The sequence below is a fragment of the Streptomyces sp. sk2.1 genome, from assembly GCF_008120935.1.
Lineage (GTDB): Bacteria > Actinomycetota > Actinomycetes > Streptomycetales > Streptomycetaceae > Streptomyces.
The window spans coordinates 1538622-1555136 of sequence record NZ_RDBO01000020.1; the positions used below are offsets into that span (position 1 = coordinate 1538622).

General features: G+C 71.2%; 14 protein-coding genes. 10 read left to right on the plus strand and 4 right to left on the minus strand.

Annotated elements, in window-relative coordinates:
* Nucleotides 1-572 precede the first annotated feature (572 nt).
* Genes EAO76_RS10375 through EAO76_RS10390 form a run of 4 tightly spaced genes read left to right on the plus strand, consistent with a single transcriptional unit; the run spans nucleotide 573 to nucleotide 4401 of the window.
* The gene (locus EAO76_RS10375) at nucleotides 573-2087 is read left to right on the plus strand and encodes a hypothetical protein (RefSeq protein WP_148835494.1); all 1515 of its coding nucleotides are present in this window, start codon (nucleotides 573-575) and stop codon (nucleotides 2085-2087) included.
* A 2-nt stretch (nucleotides 2088-2089) separates the two neighbouring features.
* On the plus strand, nucleotides 2090-2968 hold the full coding sequence (locus EAO76_RS10380) for a S8 family serine peptidase (protein ID WP_187438530.1): 879 nt from the start codon (nucleotides 2090-2092) through the stop codon (nucleotides 2966-2968).
* Nucleotides 2952-3569: a GAF domain-containing protein gene (locus tag EAO76_RS10385; protein ID WP_148835496.1), complete on the plus strand. Its 618-nt coding sequence runs from the start codon at nucleotides 2952-2954 to the stop codon at nucleotides 3567-3569. Before EAO76_RS10380 ends, EAO76_RS10385 begins: the two co-directional genes overlap by 17 nt.
* A gap of 40 nt (nucleotides 3570-3609) precedes the next feature.
* Nucleotides 3610-4401, plus strand: coding sequence for a sugar phosphate isomerase/epimerase (locus EAO76_RS10390; RefSeq protein WP_148835498.1), 792 nt, complete (start codon nucleotides 3610-3612; stop codon nucleotides 4399-4401).
* A 417-nt stretch (nucleotides 4402-4818) separates the two neighbouring features.
* Here the strand turns inward: EAO76_RS10390 and EAO76_RS10395 are convergent, their stop codons facing one another.
* The 3 genes from EAO76_RS10395 to EAO76_RS10405 form a co-directional block, all read right to left on the minus strand.
* Nucleotides 4819-5418, minus strand: coding sequence for an NUDIX hydrolase (locus EAO76_RS10395; RefSeq protein ID WP_148835500.1), 600 nt, complete (start codon nucleotides 5416-5418; stop codon nucleotides 4819-4821).
* 5 nt (nucleotides 5419-5423) lie between these two features.
* Complete coding sequence (locus EAO76_RS10400; RefSeq protein WP_148835502.1) at nucleotides 5424-6545, minus strand: adenosylhomocysteinase; 1122 nt, start codon at nucleotides 6543-6545, stop codon at nucleotides 5424-5426.
* A gap of 182 nt (nucleotides 6546-6727) precedes the next feature.
* Nucleotides 6728-7384: an ATP-binding protein gene (locus EAO76_RS10405; RefSeq protein WP_316248324.1), complete on the minus strand. Its 657-nt coding sequence runs from the start codon at nucleotides 7382-7384 to the stop codon at nucleotides 6728-6730.
* A gap of 233 nt (nucleotides 7385-7617) precedes the next feature.
* Between EAO76_RS10405 and EAO76_RS10410 the strand changes: the two genes are divergently transcribed.
* The 3 genes from EAO76_RS10410 (at nucleotide 7618) to EAO76_RS10425 (ending at nucleotide 10627) form a co-directional block, all read left to right on the plus strand.
* Nucleotides 7618-8721 (plus strand): DNA-binding transcriptional regulator, encoded by a 1104-nt coding sequence (locus EAO76_RS10410; protein ID WP_148835504.1) that lies wholly within the window; start codon nucleotides 7618-7620, stop codon nucleotides 8719-8721.
* A 16-nt stretch (nucleotides 8722-8737) separates the two neighbouring features.
* On the plus strand, nucleotides 8738-9403 hold the full coding sequence (locus EAO76_RS10415; protein ID WP_148835506.1) for a YdcF family protein: 666 nt from the start codon (nucleotides 8738-8740) through the stop codon (nucleotides 9401-9403).
* Nucleotides 9404-10114: 711 nt separating this feature from the next.
* Entirely contained in the window at nucleotides 10115-10627 is a 513-nt protein-coding gene (locus EAO76_RS10425; protein ID WP_148835511.1) for a type II toxin-antitoxin system Phd/YefM family antitoxin, read from the plus strand.
* A 7-nt stretch (nucleotides 10628-10634) separates the two neighbouring features.
* Here EAO76_RS10425 and EAO76_RS10430 read toward each other — a convergent pair whose 3' ends face one another.
* Nucleotides 10635-11564 (minus strand): EamA family transporter, encoded by a 930-nt coding sequence (locus EAO76_RS10430; RefSeq protein ID WP_148835512.1) that lies wholly within the window; start codon nucleotides 11562-11564, stop codon nucleotides 10635-10637.
* A gap of 156 nt (nucleotides 11565-11720) precedes the next feature.
* Between EAO76_RS10430 and EAO76_RS10435 the strand changes: the two genes are divergently transcribed.
* From EAO76_RS10435 to EAO76_RS10445, 3 genes are all read left to right on the plus strand, one after another.
* Nucleotides 11721-12644 carry a LysR family transcriptional regulator gene (locus tag EAO76_RS10435; protein ID WP_148835513.1) on the plus strand — a complete coding sequence of 308 codons (924 nt, stop codon included), beginning with the start codon at nucleotides 11721-11723 and terminating at the stop codon, nucleotides 12642-12644.
* 334 nt (nucleotides 12645-12978) lie between these two features.
* Nucleotides 12979-14844 (plus strand): glycoside hydrolase family 3 protein, encoded by a 1866-nt coding sequence (locus EAO76_RS10440; protein ID WP_148835514.1) that lies wholly within the window; start codon nucleotides 12979-12981, stop codon nucleotides 14842-14844.
* 479 nt (nucleotides 14845-15323) lie between these two features.
* Entirely contained in the window at nucleotides 15324-16478 is a 1155-nt protein-coding gene (locus EAO76_RS10445; protein WP_148835515.1) for a peptidoglycan-binding domain-containing protein, read from the plus strand.
* Nucleotides 16479-16515: the final 37 nt, after the last annotated feature.

Consider the following 16515-nt stretch of genomic DNA (forward strand, 5'->3'; position numbering starts at 1 on the left):
CACCAGCAGCGGTTCGGCCCAGTGCCAGTCGTCGATGACCAGCAGCACCGGCCGCCGCCGACCCGGCCGCGGGACCGGCCCGGCTCCTGCCGCTGACCGGCCTGCCGCGCGCCGAGGCCGCGCTGCTGATCCGCGAACTGGCGGGCCCGGCCCCGGACGACCGGGACGCCCGCGGTCGCGTCCCCCGCCCCCGTACCCCGCACGCCTCCGGCTCCGGCTCCGGCGGTCATGACCTGTACGACCGGGCCGAGGGAAACCCCCTCTACCTGGAGCAGCTCCTCGTCCCGACGGGACCGGATCCGGCGGATCCGGCGGGCCCGGCGCCGGAGGGGGCGCGGGACGCACGGGGCGCGGCGCTGCCGCCGACCCTCCAGGCACTGCTGGGGGCCAGGATCGGCGCGCTGGAACGGGCCGAACGCGCCACCCTGGACCTGGCCGCGGTCGTCGGCCGGGACTTCACCGCGCCGGAACTGGTCCGACTGACCCGGGCGGCCCGGGAGGCGGAGAACACCGCCCGGCCCGCCCCGGCCGCGCACTCCGGGACGTCCGCCCCGCAGGACGACCGGGGCCGGGTGGCCCGCGCGCTGGCCCGGCTGCGCGGGCGCCGGCTGGTCGAGACCGCGCCGGGCGGCGAACCGGGCGCGGGACGGCACCGGTTCAGCAGCGGCCTGGTCCAGGAGGTGGCGTACGCCTCGCTGTCGAAGCGGGCCAAGGCCGAGCGGCACGCCTGGGCGTCCGAGCTGCCCAGTGTGACGGCGGCGGGCGAGGCGGCGGTCGGCGGGCATCTGGAGCGGGCGTACCGGTACCGCACCGAGCTGGGCCTGGCCGACGACCGGGCCGCCGCCCTGCGGGTCCGGGCCGCCGCCGCGCTCGCCTCGGCCGGTGCGCAGGCCCTGGCCCGTTCCGATCTGCACTGGGCGCAGGGCCTGTTGGAGCGTGCCGTGGCCCTGCACCCGGCCGGTGACCCGGCCGCGGCACCGGCACTGCGGCGGCTCGGCGAGGTGCGTCTGGCGCTCGGCCGTTCCGAGGACGGGGAGCGCCTGCTGCGGCAGGTGCTGGCCATCGGGACCGCGCCGGTGGAGGCCGCGCACGCCCGGCTCGCGCTGGCGGTGCTGGACCCGGTCTCGGTGAGCGTGTCGGCCACGGCCCGGTCGGTGCTGCCGCTCTTCGAGTCCGCCGGGGACTGGGTCGGCCAGGCGCGGGCCCGGTTGCGGCTGGCGCAGCGCTTGCAGCTGGCGGGCCGGCACGAGGAGGCCGACCGCGATCTGACCCTGGCCCTGGACCACGCGGTGCGGGCCGAGGCGGAGCCGGAGCGGGCGGCGGCGCTCGGCGCCATCGGGATCTCGTTGTGGCGCGGCCCGGAACCGGTACCGGTCGCGGTGACCCGCTGCCGCGACCTGCTCTCCGCGCACGGCGCCGGCCGTCCGGCCGTCCGGACCACGCTGAACTGCCCGCTGGCCGTGCTGTACGCGCTCCACGACCGGGCGGACCGGGCCCGGGAGTGCCTGGCCGAGTCGGAGCAACTGGCCGACGAGCTGGGGTACGCGGAGGCGGAGGTCTTCCTCCCGGTGTTCCGGGCGACGGTCGAGTCCCTGCTCGGGTGCACCGGCCCGGCCCTGGACCTGCTCGTCCGGGCGGACCGGGCGGCGGAGCGCGGCGGGGCCCGGTCCATGCGGCCGGCCATCGCGCTGGAGGCGGCCCGGCTGCTGCTCGACGACGACCGGCCCGGCGAGACGGGTCCGTGGCTCGAAGGGGTCGGGGAGGAGCGGTCGTTGCCGCACGCGGACCGGGTGGACCTGGCGGGGCTGCGGGCCCGGCTGGCGGCGGGGGCCGGGGACGCGGAGGCGGCCCTGCGCCACGCGGACCGTGCCGTGCGGGACTCCCTGCTGACCGACTCCCCGCTGGTACGGGCCACCGCGTCGCTGGACCGGGCGCGGACGCTGGCGTCGCTGGGCGACGCGGCGGGGGCCTCGGCGGCGGCGCGGGAGGCCCGGGAGGGATTCGCGGAGAAGGGACATCTGCCGGGCGAGCGGTGGGCCGCACGGCTCGTCGCCGGACCGGCGGCGGCCACGACGGAGAAGAGCTGAGGATGACGACCACGGACACGGCACCGGGGCCGGGACTGACCTGGAGTCTGCGGGGACGCGGACCCGACGACGTGGCGGTCCTCGCGGACCCGGGCCCGGGACCCGGGAACGGGGCCGTACCGGGCACCGGGCGGGGCGTACGGGTCTGTGTGGTGGACTCGGGCGTCGAGCGCGACCATCCGGGCGTCGGCCCGGTCGCGGGCTCATGGGTGGTGCTCAAGGACCCGGAGACCGGCGGGACCGAGGTGCGGCCGACCGACACCGGGGACTCCTGCGGGCACGGCACCGCCTGCGCGGGCATCATCCGGCGGACCGCCCCGGAGTGCGAACTGCACAGCGTACGGGTGCTGGGCGAGCGGTTCTCCGGGACCGGGGACGTGCTGCTGGCCGGGCTGCGCTGGGCGGTCGAGCAGGGCTTCGACGTGGTGAACCTGTCGCTGTCCACCACCCGGGCCCGGTTCGCCGAGGAGCTGCACTCGCTGGCCGACCGCGCCTACTTCAACCGCACGGTCGTCGTCGCCTCGGCGCACAACTCCCCGGTGGAGAGCTACCCGTGGCGGTTCGCCTCGGTGATCTCCGTGGGCAGTCACCAGGAGGAGGACCCGGACCTGCACCTCTACAACCCCGAGCCGCCGGTGGAGTTCTTCGCCCCCGGCCAGAACGTGACGGTGCCGTGGCTGGGCGGCACCTCGATCCGCACCACCGGGAACAGCTTCGCGACCCCGTACATCAGCGGACTGTGCGCGCGTCTCCTCTCGTCCCATCCGAGGATGACGGCCTTCCAGCTCAAGAACGCCCTTTATCTCTCCGCGGCCAACGTGCGGTTCGGTCCGCGGCTTCCCACCCCGGCAGGAGAGGTCTGCGATGACTCCGAGAACTGAACCAGCGTCCGCGTCCGGGTCCGCCGCGGAAACGGTCCCGCCGGTCGACCCGCACCGGCGCGAGCTCCTCCAGTCCATCGTCGACGTGGCCCGCGCGATCTTCGGCGCGGAGGCCAGTTCGGTCTTCCTGCTGGACGAGGAGACCGACGAGCTGGTCTTCCAGGCGGTGTCCGGCCAGGGCGAGGAGTTCCTGGTGGGCCGCAGGTTCCCGGCCGGCCGCGGGATCGCGGGCTGGGTGGCGACGTCCGGCGAGCCGATGGTGGTGGACGACCTCACCACGGACACCTCGTTCGACCGTTCGCTCGCCGAGTCCACCGAGTTCGTGCCCGACTCCCTGATGGCGGCCCCGCTGATCAGCGACGGGCGGGTGCTCGGCGTGCTGGAGGTGCTCGACCCGTCGCCGCGCGCCCGGACGGACATGCGGGAACTGGACCTGCTCGCCATGTTCGCCCGGCAGGCCGCCGCGGCGCTGCGGATGGCGTCGTACGCCCCGGCCGCCGCCGGTGCGCAGGGGCTCGGCGCGGGGCTGGGGCCGCGTCAGCGTGCGGACGCGCTGCGGCTGCTGGGTAGTCTGGAGCAGCTGCTCCGGGAGCCCTGCTGAGCCCCGGGGTCAGGACGCCGACGACGGAAGGACCACGCAGGTGAAGTTCGCCTTCTCCACCCTCGGAGTGCCGGGGCTGCCCATCGCCGATGTCGTCCGGCTCGCCGTCGACCACGGCTACCAGGGGGTGGAGCTGCGGGCGCACCCGGAGGAACCGGTGCACCCGGGCCTCTCCGCCTCCGAACGGGCCGCCGTGGTCGAGGAGTTCGAGAAGGGCGGCGTGCGGATCCTGACCGTCGCCGGGTACGTCAGGGCCGCCGCCGAGGGCGACGACGCACCCGTGCTGGAGGAGCTGGCCGACCTGGTGGAGCTGGCGCACGACCTGGGTGCGGAGAACGTCCGGGTCTTCCCGGGCGGCGGCGGCCTGCCCCCCGCCGAGGCCGACGCGAACGCCGCCCGCCGCCTGGCCGCCGCCGCCCCGCACGCCACCGACCGGAACGTGCGCATCCTGCTGGAGACCCACGACTCCCACCGGTCCGGCGCGGACGTGGCCCGAATCGTCGGAACGGTCGGCCACGCCCGGATCGGCGCGCTGTGGGACATCATGCACACCTGGCTCGCGGACGAGACCCCGGCCGCGAGCCACGCGGTACTGGCCCCGTACCTGGGCTACGTCCAGGTGAAGGACATCGCCTCACCCGAGGACACCGAACCCCTGCCCCTGGGCGCCGGAGTCCTGCCCCTGGCCGCCTGCCTGGCCACCCTGGACCCGGACAGCTGGGTCTGCTGGGAATACGAAAAACGCTGGCACCCGGCCGCCCCTCCCCTGCCGTCCCTCCTGACCGCAGGCCGCGAACACCTGCTGAGCCTGGGCGCGACGCCGGAGCGGTAGCCCTCACCCCTTTCCCCGCGCCCCGAAAGAACCGGCAAGACCCGACTTGAAGGCACAGCCCGGGAAGAGCTCTCCCTGCGCGGGTGAGGCATTCCGCTCTCCGCCGTGCAGCAGGCCCAAGCCCCCGCCTTGCGGACCGAGTCCAGCCATGAGGAAGCACTGCCGGGGTGAAGGCGGCCTGAGACAATCGCTCTGCCCGGGCTCTCCATCCACCACTCAAACAAGATGCCCCTTACATTCGTTATGTCGGAATCTTTGAAAGTAAGCAAAATCGACACCCTGTCGCGATAACGCCGCAGGTCACGAACTGTGTTCCCCGCGCGTGCGGGGGTGGCCCCCACGGCTGGCACGATGCCGTGATCGCCCCTTCGTGTTCCCCGCGCGTGCGGGGATGACCCGTCATACCGATGCGGGCCCTCACTCCCGCTGTGATGTTCCCTGCACGGGCAGAGGTGTCCCGACGCCCGTGCCCGTGTCGAGAAGAGCAGCGACGATGTGACACCGGAGCTGGGAATCCCTGATCTCTTCGATGCTGCGCCAGGTGGCCCCGGAGACCTCTTCGGTCTGAAGCTCGCCGATGTCGGCGGCGGTACGGAAGAGGAAGCGGAAGTCGAAGTGGTGGTGAGCGGGCTCGCCCTTGTCGGGATTGGCATCGATGGGGTGAACGTCGATGTGGAGAGGGGTTTGGCTGTGCGGGGTGACGACGTGTGGCGGGATGCCGGTCTCCTCTGCGAGTTCGCGTCCGGCGGCCTGCAAGAGAGTTTCGTCGGCCGGTTCGAGGTGGCCTCCGGGCAGCAGCCACTTGCCGGTGGCGTTGTGAAGGATGTGCAGGACACGATCGTCGGGGCCGACGAGGACCGCGCCGGCGGTGGCGTGCCCGGGCAGTGCCTTGCGGCTGGTGAGGTCATCGCCGTCGTCCAGTAGCCCGAGGACAACGGCGAGTTCGGCCTCGGCTTCGGAGTGCTGGTCGAGGTAGTCGGCGAGGGTGGTACGGATGTGGTCTGCCGTGATGGCCATGGTGATCACCTGTTGAAGTAGCTGAGCCAGGTCGCCGCGATGGCGGCGCGGTCGGTCGCAGAGACTTCGTGGATGCCGGGGGCGAGGTCGCCGCGGGTGAGCATCCCGATCGCTGCGAGGATCTCGGCCTGGACCAGGAAGATGAACGGTCCGACGCTGGCGCCGTGGATGAAGTTGACGGCGTTACCGCCGTTCGCCAGGTAGAAGTAGTGGCCGGTGGTCTGGTAGCGGGTGACGTGGTCGCCGACCTGCGTGCGGGTGTAGACGTCAGGGAGGCCGGCGAGATCGAGTTCGTCTTCGCTGCTGGTGACGGTGGCGATGTAGGCACCGTTGCGGAGGTGGGCGAAGTCCTCGCCCCGCAGGGAGACCGCACCGGTTGCGCAGAGGACCAGACCAGCCCCGGTCAGAGCGGCCTCGCGGTCGCGGGCAACGTTGAAGCCCTGGGAGAGGGCCTGGGTCCTGCGGACAGGGTCGATATCGAAGACGGTGACCTGGACCCCCTTGGCATGCAGGAGACGGGCAATGGAGGAACCGAGTTTGCCGAAGCCGATCACCAGGGCGGGTCGGCCATGGAGGATGTCACCGCGTCCGCGCATGACGGCCTCGGTGGAGAACACAACGGACTGACCGACGAGAAAATCCTCCGGATCCTTCAACGGGGACCTGGCGACCGAGATGACGGGGCAGGGCAACTTGTCGAGGTCCTCGTAGCGCCTGTGGCCGTTCTCGGTGTCCTCGACCACCCCCGCAAGGCAACCGGTGAAGCGGCTGTGAACCGCCTTGAGGGCAGGAGCGAAGTAACCGCCGACATCCAGTAGGCAGGCCGTCTCCCCAGCGGCTCTCGACTCAAGGTAGTCCAGGGCGGTATCGGGCGTCGTGAACAGTTCGCGAGTGAGCGTGTCGACGGCGGTCGTGTGCTCGACCTCGCGTCGAGCGGCGGCGTCGATGGACTTCGGCTTGGGCAGCACCGCCTTCAGGGCGGTCATCGCCGCGACGGCACGGACGAAGGAGGGTCGCTCGGGCAGCAGGTGTGTGACGAGAAAGGCCACGACCTTCTCGTCGGGGGCGAAGTCGGTGGCGACCTTGGTGAAGTAGGCGTCCAGCCTGGCGCGCTCGAAGATTTCCATGGCAGTTCCTTCTCCAGAAGGCGAGTCGGACGGCGTGTACAGACCGGGTGCTTCAAGCGGCGCGGAAGGTGCAGGCGAAGCCGAACAGCGGCCGATCGTGGGTACGGGGTCCGAGGACCGGGGCGAGGCACCCGCCAGGACCTGCAGCCCGGTTTCCGGGCCGATGACAGGGACAGTTCGGGTCAACACGTCCGAGCTTCCCGACCGGCCCGAACAGTCGTGGTCGGCGGGGCAGTTGGGAAGTTAAACCAGACGATCTTCCCGTACGGCTGACGGGGTTCGACGCCCCAGCGGGCAACGAGGGCAGCGACGATGACCAGCCCCCGGCCGGTCTCGGTGTCAAAAGCTGGCCTGGCTGGTTCGGGCAGGGGCTCACACGGGTCGCTGCTGTCGTGGACTTCCAGGCGAACCCCGCCGGGATCGGGCTCCAGTCGGACGAGAAAGCCGTGGTCGCGGTCGCTGCCGTGGGCGAGCGCGTTGGTGGCGAGTTCCGAGACGACCAGGCAGATGTCGCCGGTGTCGTACAGGCCCCAGGCGATCAGTGTCCGGGTGGTGAAGTCGCGTGCCGCTTTCACCGATTCGGGCCGATGGTCGAAGAACCTCTGTGTCGCTTCAGGCATGAGGGCCTCACGTGTCGTGGTCCAGGTCGAGGTCAGGGCTCCGGCGGCGGGCCGGACCGGCCTGGGCCAGGCGCGGGCCTGATGCAGCCCACCGGGGCCACTGACCAGTAGCAGCCGAATGCCGGAGGCGACGATCCGGATGTCCGGGGCAGCTGTCGCCTTCGGCCCGAGGTGCGAGAGGGCGGACAGGACGACGCCATGGGTACCGTGCAGTTCCATGACGCCCAGCAGGCCGGTCGGTGAGCGCGGACGGCTGCCCGGTATCTGCCACCTGCTCGATGAGGGGTTCCATCCTTCGCCGCCTTCCCAGAAGATTCCGGCAACTGGTGTCAACGGACAGACTGGCTCCGGCCCCGACCATCGGGGAATGACCGCCTGTTGTACTTCTGTTGCACTTGCGTCCCCCTGCCCCGACCCGACGTGCTTCGATGGCAGCGGGAAAGGAGCGACGTGTGGCGACCGTGCACCGCTGGACCGGACTGGAGGCCAAGGCACTCCGGCTCGCACTGCGGCTGAGCGTCCGCACATTCGCCGAACACCTCGGTGTCGGCGTGCGAACCGTCTCCAAGTGGGAGAAACTCCAGGCGTTGACCGAGCCTCGTCCGGACACACAGGCGATCCTCGACACAGCCCTGGCCCGTGCGGACGCAGCCGCCCATTTACGGTTCGAGACGTTCCTGTCCGAGGCCGAGCTCTCCGGGACGGAGACCGCAGGCCGCCGAGTGACCCCCGCCGGGCCGCCGGCCTGGGAGTACGAGTCGTGGACCGACGACCTCGACCGGGCCGTCGTCGCCCTGTCCCGACAAGACTTCACCTTCGCAGAGAGCCTGATCAGCCGGTGGACGAGCCGCTTCACCCCGTCGAGGCTCGATGATCGGGGCCTGTATCTGTTCGCCCGCTCGACCGCCCTGATGGGCGACCTGCAGCGTGACCAGGGCAGCGTGATCGGGCCCCTGTCCGCCCAACGCTCCTACGTCATCGCCAAGTCACTGTTCACCCAACTCGGCATCCCCCGCCGGATCGCCCAGCTCGACCTGTCCCTCGCCGTGGTCGCCGAAATGTCCGGGAAGCTGGAGACCGCCGCCCATGCGTACGAGCATCTCGCTGTCGACGACAGACTCTCCCGCCGCGACCGGGTCAGATCGCGGCTGTGGGTGGGAACCTCGCTGAGCAAGGACGGCCGACACGACTATGCGACCCGCGTAATGCTGGCCGCGGCCCGCGACTTCGAGGACCTCGCAGAGCCGGAGGACTGGTCGGTGGCCCACCAGAAGATCGCTCTGGCCCACCGCGGCGCAGGTGACCTCTCCTCCGCCCTGCACTTCATCGCCGTCGCCCGCAGCACCGCCACCACCGACGCGCCCATGCAACGGGTCCGCCTGGACACTGCCCACGGCCATATCCTCCTGAGCGACGCCGCAACCCGCGATGATGGCTTCTACGTTCTCGACAAGGCCGCGACCACGGCAGCCCGCTTCGGGCTGTCCCACCAGCTGGCCAGCATCGAGAACATCAAGGCCATGAGCATGGGGCAGTCCGGCCCCGCCAGCCGGTGACCAGGGAGACAACAGAGTGGGCGACAGCCAACAGACCATCACCGAGGACCAGCGGCGCCGGACCGAACTGATCTGGAACTACCACCTCATGGGCCACCGGCCACGGCCCGTCGACGTGGCGATCGGCCTGGGCAGCCACGATCTCGGCGTCGCCACGGTCTCTGCCGACCTCTATCATCGCGGCCTGTTCCCGACCCTGGTGTTCACCGGCGGCAACAGCCCCACCACCCGGGCCCGCTTCCCCCGCGGCGAGGCCGTCCACTTCCGCGAGCACGCTCTCGAACTCGACGTCCCCGACGAAGCGATCCTCGTCGAACCGAACGCCACGAACACCGGCCAGAACATCACCTTCACCCGCGACCTGCTGGCAGCCTCCGGCATCCACCCGACGACGGTACTGCTGGTTTCCAAGCCCTACATGGAAAGACGGTCCTACGCCACCGCCCGCAAACTGTGGCCCGACGTCGAGATCGTGTGCACGTCGGAACCACTGGCACTGGACGACTACTTCAAGAGCATTGGCGACGAGAAGCTCGTGGTGGACATGCTCGTCGGCGACCTCCAGCGGGTGATCGAGTACCCGAAGCAGGGTTTTGCGATCACCCAGGACGTCCCGGAGGAAGTACACGCCGCATATGAGTCCCTCATCCGCGACGGCTTCACCAGCCGCCTCATCTCCTGACCTGCCGGACAAACAAGCCTCTGGAAGAAAACCAGCAAAGCTCTGCTGTCGGCACGACTCAGGAAGGAGCACCCCTGCACGAATGGGGCATTCCGCTCTGCTACGGAACAGGTCCAAGCCTTCCTGTTGCGGACCGAGTTCAGCCATGAAGAGCGACTGTTGTGGTGAAGGCGACCTGAGATAATCGCTCCACATAGACCTCCACCCGCCACCTAAAAAGAATGCACCTTTTAGGCGCTATGCCGAAATTCTTGGAAGTAAGTAAAACCGCGTCCTGCCGCGATAAAGCCGCAGGTCACGAACTGTGGTCCCCGCGCGTGCGGGGGTGGTCCCGGCAGGTCGATGTACTGCGAGCCCTTGTGGTCGTGGTCCCCGCGTGTGCGGGGGTGGTTTGCCCTGCGGGGAGCGGCGGCAATGGTGATGGCGAGGGCGGAAGAATGGCCGGCATGACGAACTGCAGGAAGTGTGGGGGACGGAAGCGCCGGTGGCCTCGGTCCTGTCCTCATTGTCGGCATGGCGTGGACCGTGCGGAGACGGCTGTCGATGCCGGTGAACTGGCCCTGGAAACCGGGCTGTTCAGGTTGATCGGGCGAGGGATGGCGGGCATGGCAAGGCTGTTGCTGCGCGCTTTCGACTGATGGGGCCGAAGCGCGGGGCGGGAGCCGTCTGCTCTGTCGGTTCTGTCAGTCCCTCTCGGTAGCGTCCTGGGGCATGGAAGACCTTGTGGAGATCGTCGTCGAGCGCCAGTACGCCTCGGACCCCATCGACTACGAGCGCCTCGTCTCGCTGGTCGAGTCCACCGGTGAACGCGTCGTGCTCACCGAGCAGAGGGTGCCGGTGAGTGTGTTGCTTCCGGCGGGGAAACTGGCCGAGCTGGAGCATTGGGTCCGTGTCGCCTACCCCGTTTCCGAGCCGGAGGCACGGAGCGAGGAGAGGGAAGAGGCAGAAGGGGCGGGCGGGGTGACGTGGGACGTCGGGCGGCTCCGGGTCGAGCCGTTGGCCGACCCGGAGGAACACGGGCCCTACACCCGGTACGTGCGCGCCGACGGCCGGCGGGTGAGTTTCGCCCGGAACGGGGCTGTGGTGGCCGTGCAGTTGAGCGCCGGTGAGGTGGCGTGGCTGGAGGACAGGGCCATGCACGTACGTCAGGGCTACATGAGTCCCAAGCAGGCGGCGGCGTTCGAGGAGTTCCTGGCCCGGCAGCCGCCGGTCGGGGAGCAGTGAGCCTGCGCTACCGGCCGGTCACCACCGGTTGGGGGGTGCCCTTGTCGGGGGCGGCCTCCGGTGCCGGTACGGAGCAGGGCCTGCGCGTTCCGGCCAGGGACGTCAGGGCCACCCCGCCCACCAGCAGCGCCGCCGCGCACCACCGCAGCGGGCTCACCGACTCCCCGAGCAGCAGCGCGGCCGAGGACATCCCGAAGACCGGGACGAGCAGGGTGAACGGGGCCACCGACGACGCCGGGTGCCGGCTCAGCAGATAGCCCCAGGCCCCGAAGCCGAACACGGTCGTGATCCAGGCGACGTAGACGATGATGCCGACGCCGCTCCAGTCGAGTGCGGCCAGCGCCTCCGCGTCGCGGTCCCAGCCCTCGAAGACGAGGGAGAGGCCGAGCAGCGGGAGCACGGGCACGGTCGAGACCCAGACCATGAAGTTGAGCGAGTCCGGCGGGGCCGCCTTGCGGGTCAGTACGTTGGACACGCCCCAGCAGGCCGCCGCCGCGATCACCAGGACGAAGGCGAGCACGGGTCCGCTCGCCCCCTCGTCGACCGCGGCGACCCCGATGCCCGCGAGGGCCACCGCCATCCCCAGCACCCGCACCCTCCCCGGGCGCTCGCCGAGCGCGACGGCGGCGAAGATCGCGGTGAAGACCGCCTGGACCTGGAGCACGAGGGACGACAGACCGGCGGGCATCCCCCGGTCCATGCCGATGAAGAGCAGCCCGAACTTCGCCACCCCGAGGACCAGCCCGACGCCCACGATCCACTTCCAGGCCACCTTGGGCCGGCCGACGAAGAAGACCGCGGGCAGCGCGGCGGCCAGGAAGCGCAGGGCCGAGAAGAGCAGCGGCGGGAAGTGCCCGAGGCCGACCTCGATGACGACGAAATTGACACCCCAGACGGCGGCGACCAGGGCGGCCAGGGCGATGTGGAGGGGACGCATGCACCGAGGATCACCCGCACCGACCATGTAGCACCAGCACGGATTTCTTCATGGTGGAATTGAGCATTGCTGATGAATCGCCGAGGAGACACCGATCGAACGGTGTCGAATCGCCGAGGGGCTCCACAAGGGCGGCCCTGCCTCCGGGAGGTTCCGGTGCTCGATCTGGCCAGGCTGCGCGCCCTGCACGCGGTCTCCGTACACGGTTCCGTCGCGGCTGCCGCCGCCGCGCTCGGTTACACCCCGTCGGCGGTCTCGCAGCAGATCACCAAGCTGGAGCGGGAGACCCGTACGACACTTCTGGAACGCCGCGGGCGCGGTGTCGCGCTGACCGAGGAGGCGCTCCATCTGGCCGCGACGGCCCAGCAGTTGCTGGCGATCGTGGAGCGTGCCGAGACGACGCTGGAGGAGCGCAGGGGGCTGCCGACCGGGCGGCTGTCGATCGGGGCGTTCGCGTCCGCCGCGCGCGGGCTGCTGCCCGGCGTGCTGGCGGAGCTGGACCGGGACCATCCGGCCCTGGAGGTGCGGCTGACCGAGGTCGACCCGCATCTCTCGGTCGACCTGGTGGCCAAGGGCGTGATCGATCTGGCGGTCGCGCACGACTGGGACATCGCCCCGCTGCCCGCGCCGGAAGGTGTGGCGCAGGCGGTGATCGGCGACGACCGCTGCGATCTGCTGGTGCCCGAGGGGCACCGCCTCGCCGGGCGGGACGCGGTGCGGCGCGAGGAGCTGGCGAAGGAGCGGTGGATCTGCCAGCCGCCGGGGACGGTCTGCCACGACTGGCTCGTACGAACGCTGCGCGCGGCGGGTTACGAGCCGGACATCCGGCACCAGGCGGAGGAGAACCACACCCAGCTGGCCCTGCTCGCCGCGGGTCTCGGGGTCGCGATGATCCCGAGGCTGGGGCGGGGCGCGCTGCCCGAGGGAGTGGTGGCGGTGCCGCTCGATCCGGTACCGGTGCGGAGGCTGTACGCACTGTGGCGCACGGAGGCGGCCCGGCGGCCCGCGATCACGGCGGCGGTGGCCGCGCTCCAGGGGCACGGAATCTCGGTGGGCCTGACCCCGCCCGCCCCTGCCTGATCCGTCGGGCGGGATCGGGCCCGCATCGCACCGCCCGCACCACCCACGTCCCACATCGCCCGCACCGCCCGGGTCCGCCCGCCCCTGCCTGATCCGCCGGAAGGGATCGGGCCCGCCGCACCGCACCGCCGGGGCCCCGCCGCGCTGCATCACCCGCGCCGCACCGCCGGAGCCCGCCCGGTCCCGTCTGCCCCGATCCGGCCCGGTCCGGCGGCGACGGGCCGGGGCCAAAACGGTCCGGACCCTTGACCGGAAGTTATTTTCTGGATATCCGTGCTCCTTGGAAGTTTCTTTCACCACCCTCTCGTCCCCGAGTAAGGCCGAAGGAGCTCACGTGCACCACCGCCCCTCCAGACGCACCCTCCTCACCGCCACCGCCGCGACGGTCGCCGCCGTCGCCACGGGCGCGGGCGTCGCCCCCGGCGCCGTAGCAGCCCCGCGGGCCGCGAGCAGCGGCCACGGCGGCGGGCACCACAATTCAGCCGCCACCACCGCGCGACTCAAGCGGATCATCTCCGGGATGACCCTGGAGGAGAAGGTCGGGCAGCTCTTCGTGATGCGGGTGTACGGGCACTCCGCCACCGAGCCCGACCAGGCCGACATCGACGCCAACCTGGCCGAGATCGGGGTCCGCACCGCCGCCGAGATGATCGCCAAGTACCACGTCGGCGGGATCATCTACTTCGCCTGGGCGCACAACACCCGCGACCCGCACCAGATCGCCGACCTCTCCAACGGCATCCAGCGGGCCGGTCTCGCCGGCCCCACCCCGCTGCCGCTGCTCGTCTCCACCGACCAGGAGCACGGCATCGTCTGCCGGGTCGGCGAGCCCGCCACCCTGATGCCGGGCGCGATGGCGCTGGGCGCGGGCGGCTCGCGCTCCGACACCCGCCGGGCCGGGCAGATCGCGGGCGCCGAGCTGGCCGCGATGGGCATCAACCAGAACTACGCACCGGACGCCGACGTCAACGTCAACCCGGCCAACCCGGTCATCGGCGTGCGCTCCTTCGGCTCCGACCCGCAGTCGGTGGCCGCGATGGTCGCCGCCCAGGTGAAGGGGTACCAGAGCAGCGGGATCGCCTCGACGGCCAAGCACTTCCCGGGCCACGGCGACACCAGCACCGACAGCCACACCGGGCTGCCCGTCATCAACCACACCCGCGAGCAGTGGGCGGAGCTGGACGCGCCGCCGTTCCGGGCCGCGATCGCCGCGGACATCGACTCGATCATGACCGCGCACATCGTCGTCCCGGCCCTGGACCCGGCGGAGGACCCGGCCACGCTGTCCCACCCGATCCTCACCGGCATCCTGCGCGAGGAACTCGGTTACGACGGCGTCGTGGTGACCGACGCGCTCGGCATGGAGGGGGTGCGGACGAAGTACGGCGACGACCGCGTGCCGGTACTCGCCCTGAAGGCGGGCGTCGACCAGCTGCTCAACCCGCCGAGCCTGGACGTCGCCTGGAACGCCGTCCTGGCAGCCGTGAAGAACGGTGAACTCACCGAGGCCCGGCTCGACGAATCGATCCTGCGCGTCCTGCGGCTGAAGGCGAAGCTCGGGCTGTTCGACGACCCGTTCGTCAGCCGCCGGGGAGTGGACCGCACCGTCGGCACCCGGGCGCACCTCGCCGCCGCCGACCGGATCGCCGAGCGCACCACCACCCTGCTCGCCAACGAGGGCGCGGTGCTGCCGCTCTCCCGCCGCTCCCACAAGAACCTGCTGGTGGTCGGCGCCGACCCGGCCTCCCCGTCCGGCACCACGGGACCGCCGACCACCACCCTGGCCACCGCCTTCGGCGAACTGGGGTACGCGGCGACCGCACTGTCCACCGGCACCGCCCCCACCAAGGCGAAGATCGACGAGGCGGTGGCGGCGGCACGGGGCAAGGACGCCGTGGTCGTGGCGACGTACAACGTCTCGGCGACCAGCGCGCAGCGCACCCTGGTGAGCGCCCTGGCCGCGACCGGCGTCCCGGTGATCACGGTCGCGATCCGCAACCCGTACGACATCGCCCAGCTGGCCGGAACCGGGTTCGTGGCGAACCTGGCCACGTACTCCTGGACCGACGTCGAGCTCCGGGCCGCCGCCCGGGTCATCGCGGGCCGCGTCGAGCCGCGGGGCACCCTGCCGGTGCCGGTGCAGCGCGCGGACGATCCGGCGCGGGTGCTGCACCCGGTGGGGTACGGCCTGAAGTACTGAGCCCCGAGGCACTGACGCACCGGAACGCGCCGGGGCTCACGGAACGACGGACGGCGCGCGGGACCACCCGGTCCCGCGCGCCGTCCGTCTTTCGTCTGCGCGCCGTCCGTCTTTCGTCTGCGCGCCGTCCGTCTTTTGCCCGCGGGCCGGGCAGCACCCCGGTGCGCAGCCGCCAGGCGCCCACATTTCACCTTTGAAGTGTGATGTGTGTCACGCTTTAATTTCCAATTAAGGTGGCATGTCCGGTTACTGCGACCTTGATGCACTTTGCTCAAAGTTGACGCCTGCTCACGTTGTGCGCGAGGGTCACGGAACCTCCTCCCCACACCCTCGGTTCCGCCACAACCTGGAGTTCTCGATGTGTCGCGCGACCCTCTTTCCGCCTGCGCGCATTCGCCGTTCGGGCACGTGAGACGACCCCGAACCCCCGCACGTTGATCAACTTTTGTCGAACTGCCCGGACAAGGAGCTCGGAACACGTGGGCTTTCAGCAATTCGCGTCGCGCACACCGGAAGAAGAATCCGCCCCGCAGTCGGCGCACGGCCCGGTGCCCTCCGGCGGGGACCGGGTTTTCGGAAAGGTTTCCGCTTCCCGCCGGGACGGCCAGGGCGCCCGCCCGGCCGACATCGAGCTCTTCGAGGAGAACGCCTCCCTGCCGGGAATTCCCTCGCCGTCCTCACCCTTTTCGCCGTCCTCGTTCCCGTCCGGGCCGGAGCCGGTCCCCCGCGGCCCCGCCCGCAGGTCCGCCGGGCGTTCCACGAAACATTCCGCCGGGCGTTCCGCGGGAAGGCGGCGGCAGTCCCCCGCACTGCTCATCGGCACGGTGACGGTGGGGATCGGCGCCGCGATATCGGTCTCCCTGGTCTGCGAGGCGTTCACCGCGCGGCACACCGATTTCAGCGCCCCCGTCTCCACCACCCTCTCCGCCCGGGACTCCGCCACGCCGTCCCCCTCCTCCTCGTCCACCGCCGCACCCACCGGCACGGCGCTTCCGGACCAGAAGTCGGCCCGGAAGCCGGCCCACACCCAGGTCACGCGGTCCACGGCCGAAACGCCGCCGCCCGCGACGTCGTCCGCGACGCCGCCCGCGGCCCCCTCCACTCCGGCCGGTCCACCGGCGCACACCCCGTCACCCCCGCGGGATGAGACCCGCACGGCGGGCCGGCCGGACATCACCCTGGGAAGCACCGGCCGCGAGGTCGAGGACCTCCAGCGAAGGCTGCAGCAGCTCTACCTGTACCTGGGCAGCGCCGACGGAAACTTCACGACGGCCGTGGAAGTCGCGCTGAGCCGTTACCAGAAGGCCCGGAACATTCCCGAGAAGCCGGGCGTCTACGGGCCGTTGACCCGGGCGGCCCTGCGGGCGGAGACCGAATCCACCGGCCGGGATTCCCACAGGTACGGAGATTCGGGCCGGTACGGAAACTCCCCGCAGCACGGAAACCCAGGCCCGCACGGAAACCCGGGCCCGCACGGAAATCCGGCTCCATACGAGAGCCCGGCTCCGTACAAGAGCCCGGCTCCGTACGAGAACTCGCACCCCTACGGGAACCCGGCCCCGTACGACAACCCGGCCCCGTATTACGGCAATTCGGCCCCGCATCTCGGTTACGCCGTTTTCCAGGGGCGGTGAGGGACGGGGACGGGAAATCCGCTCCCCGTCCCTCACC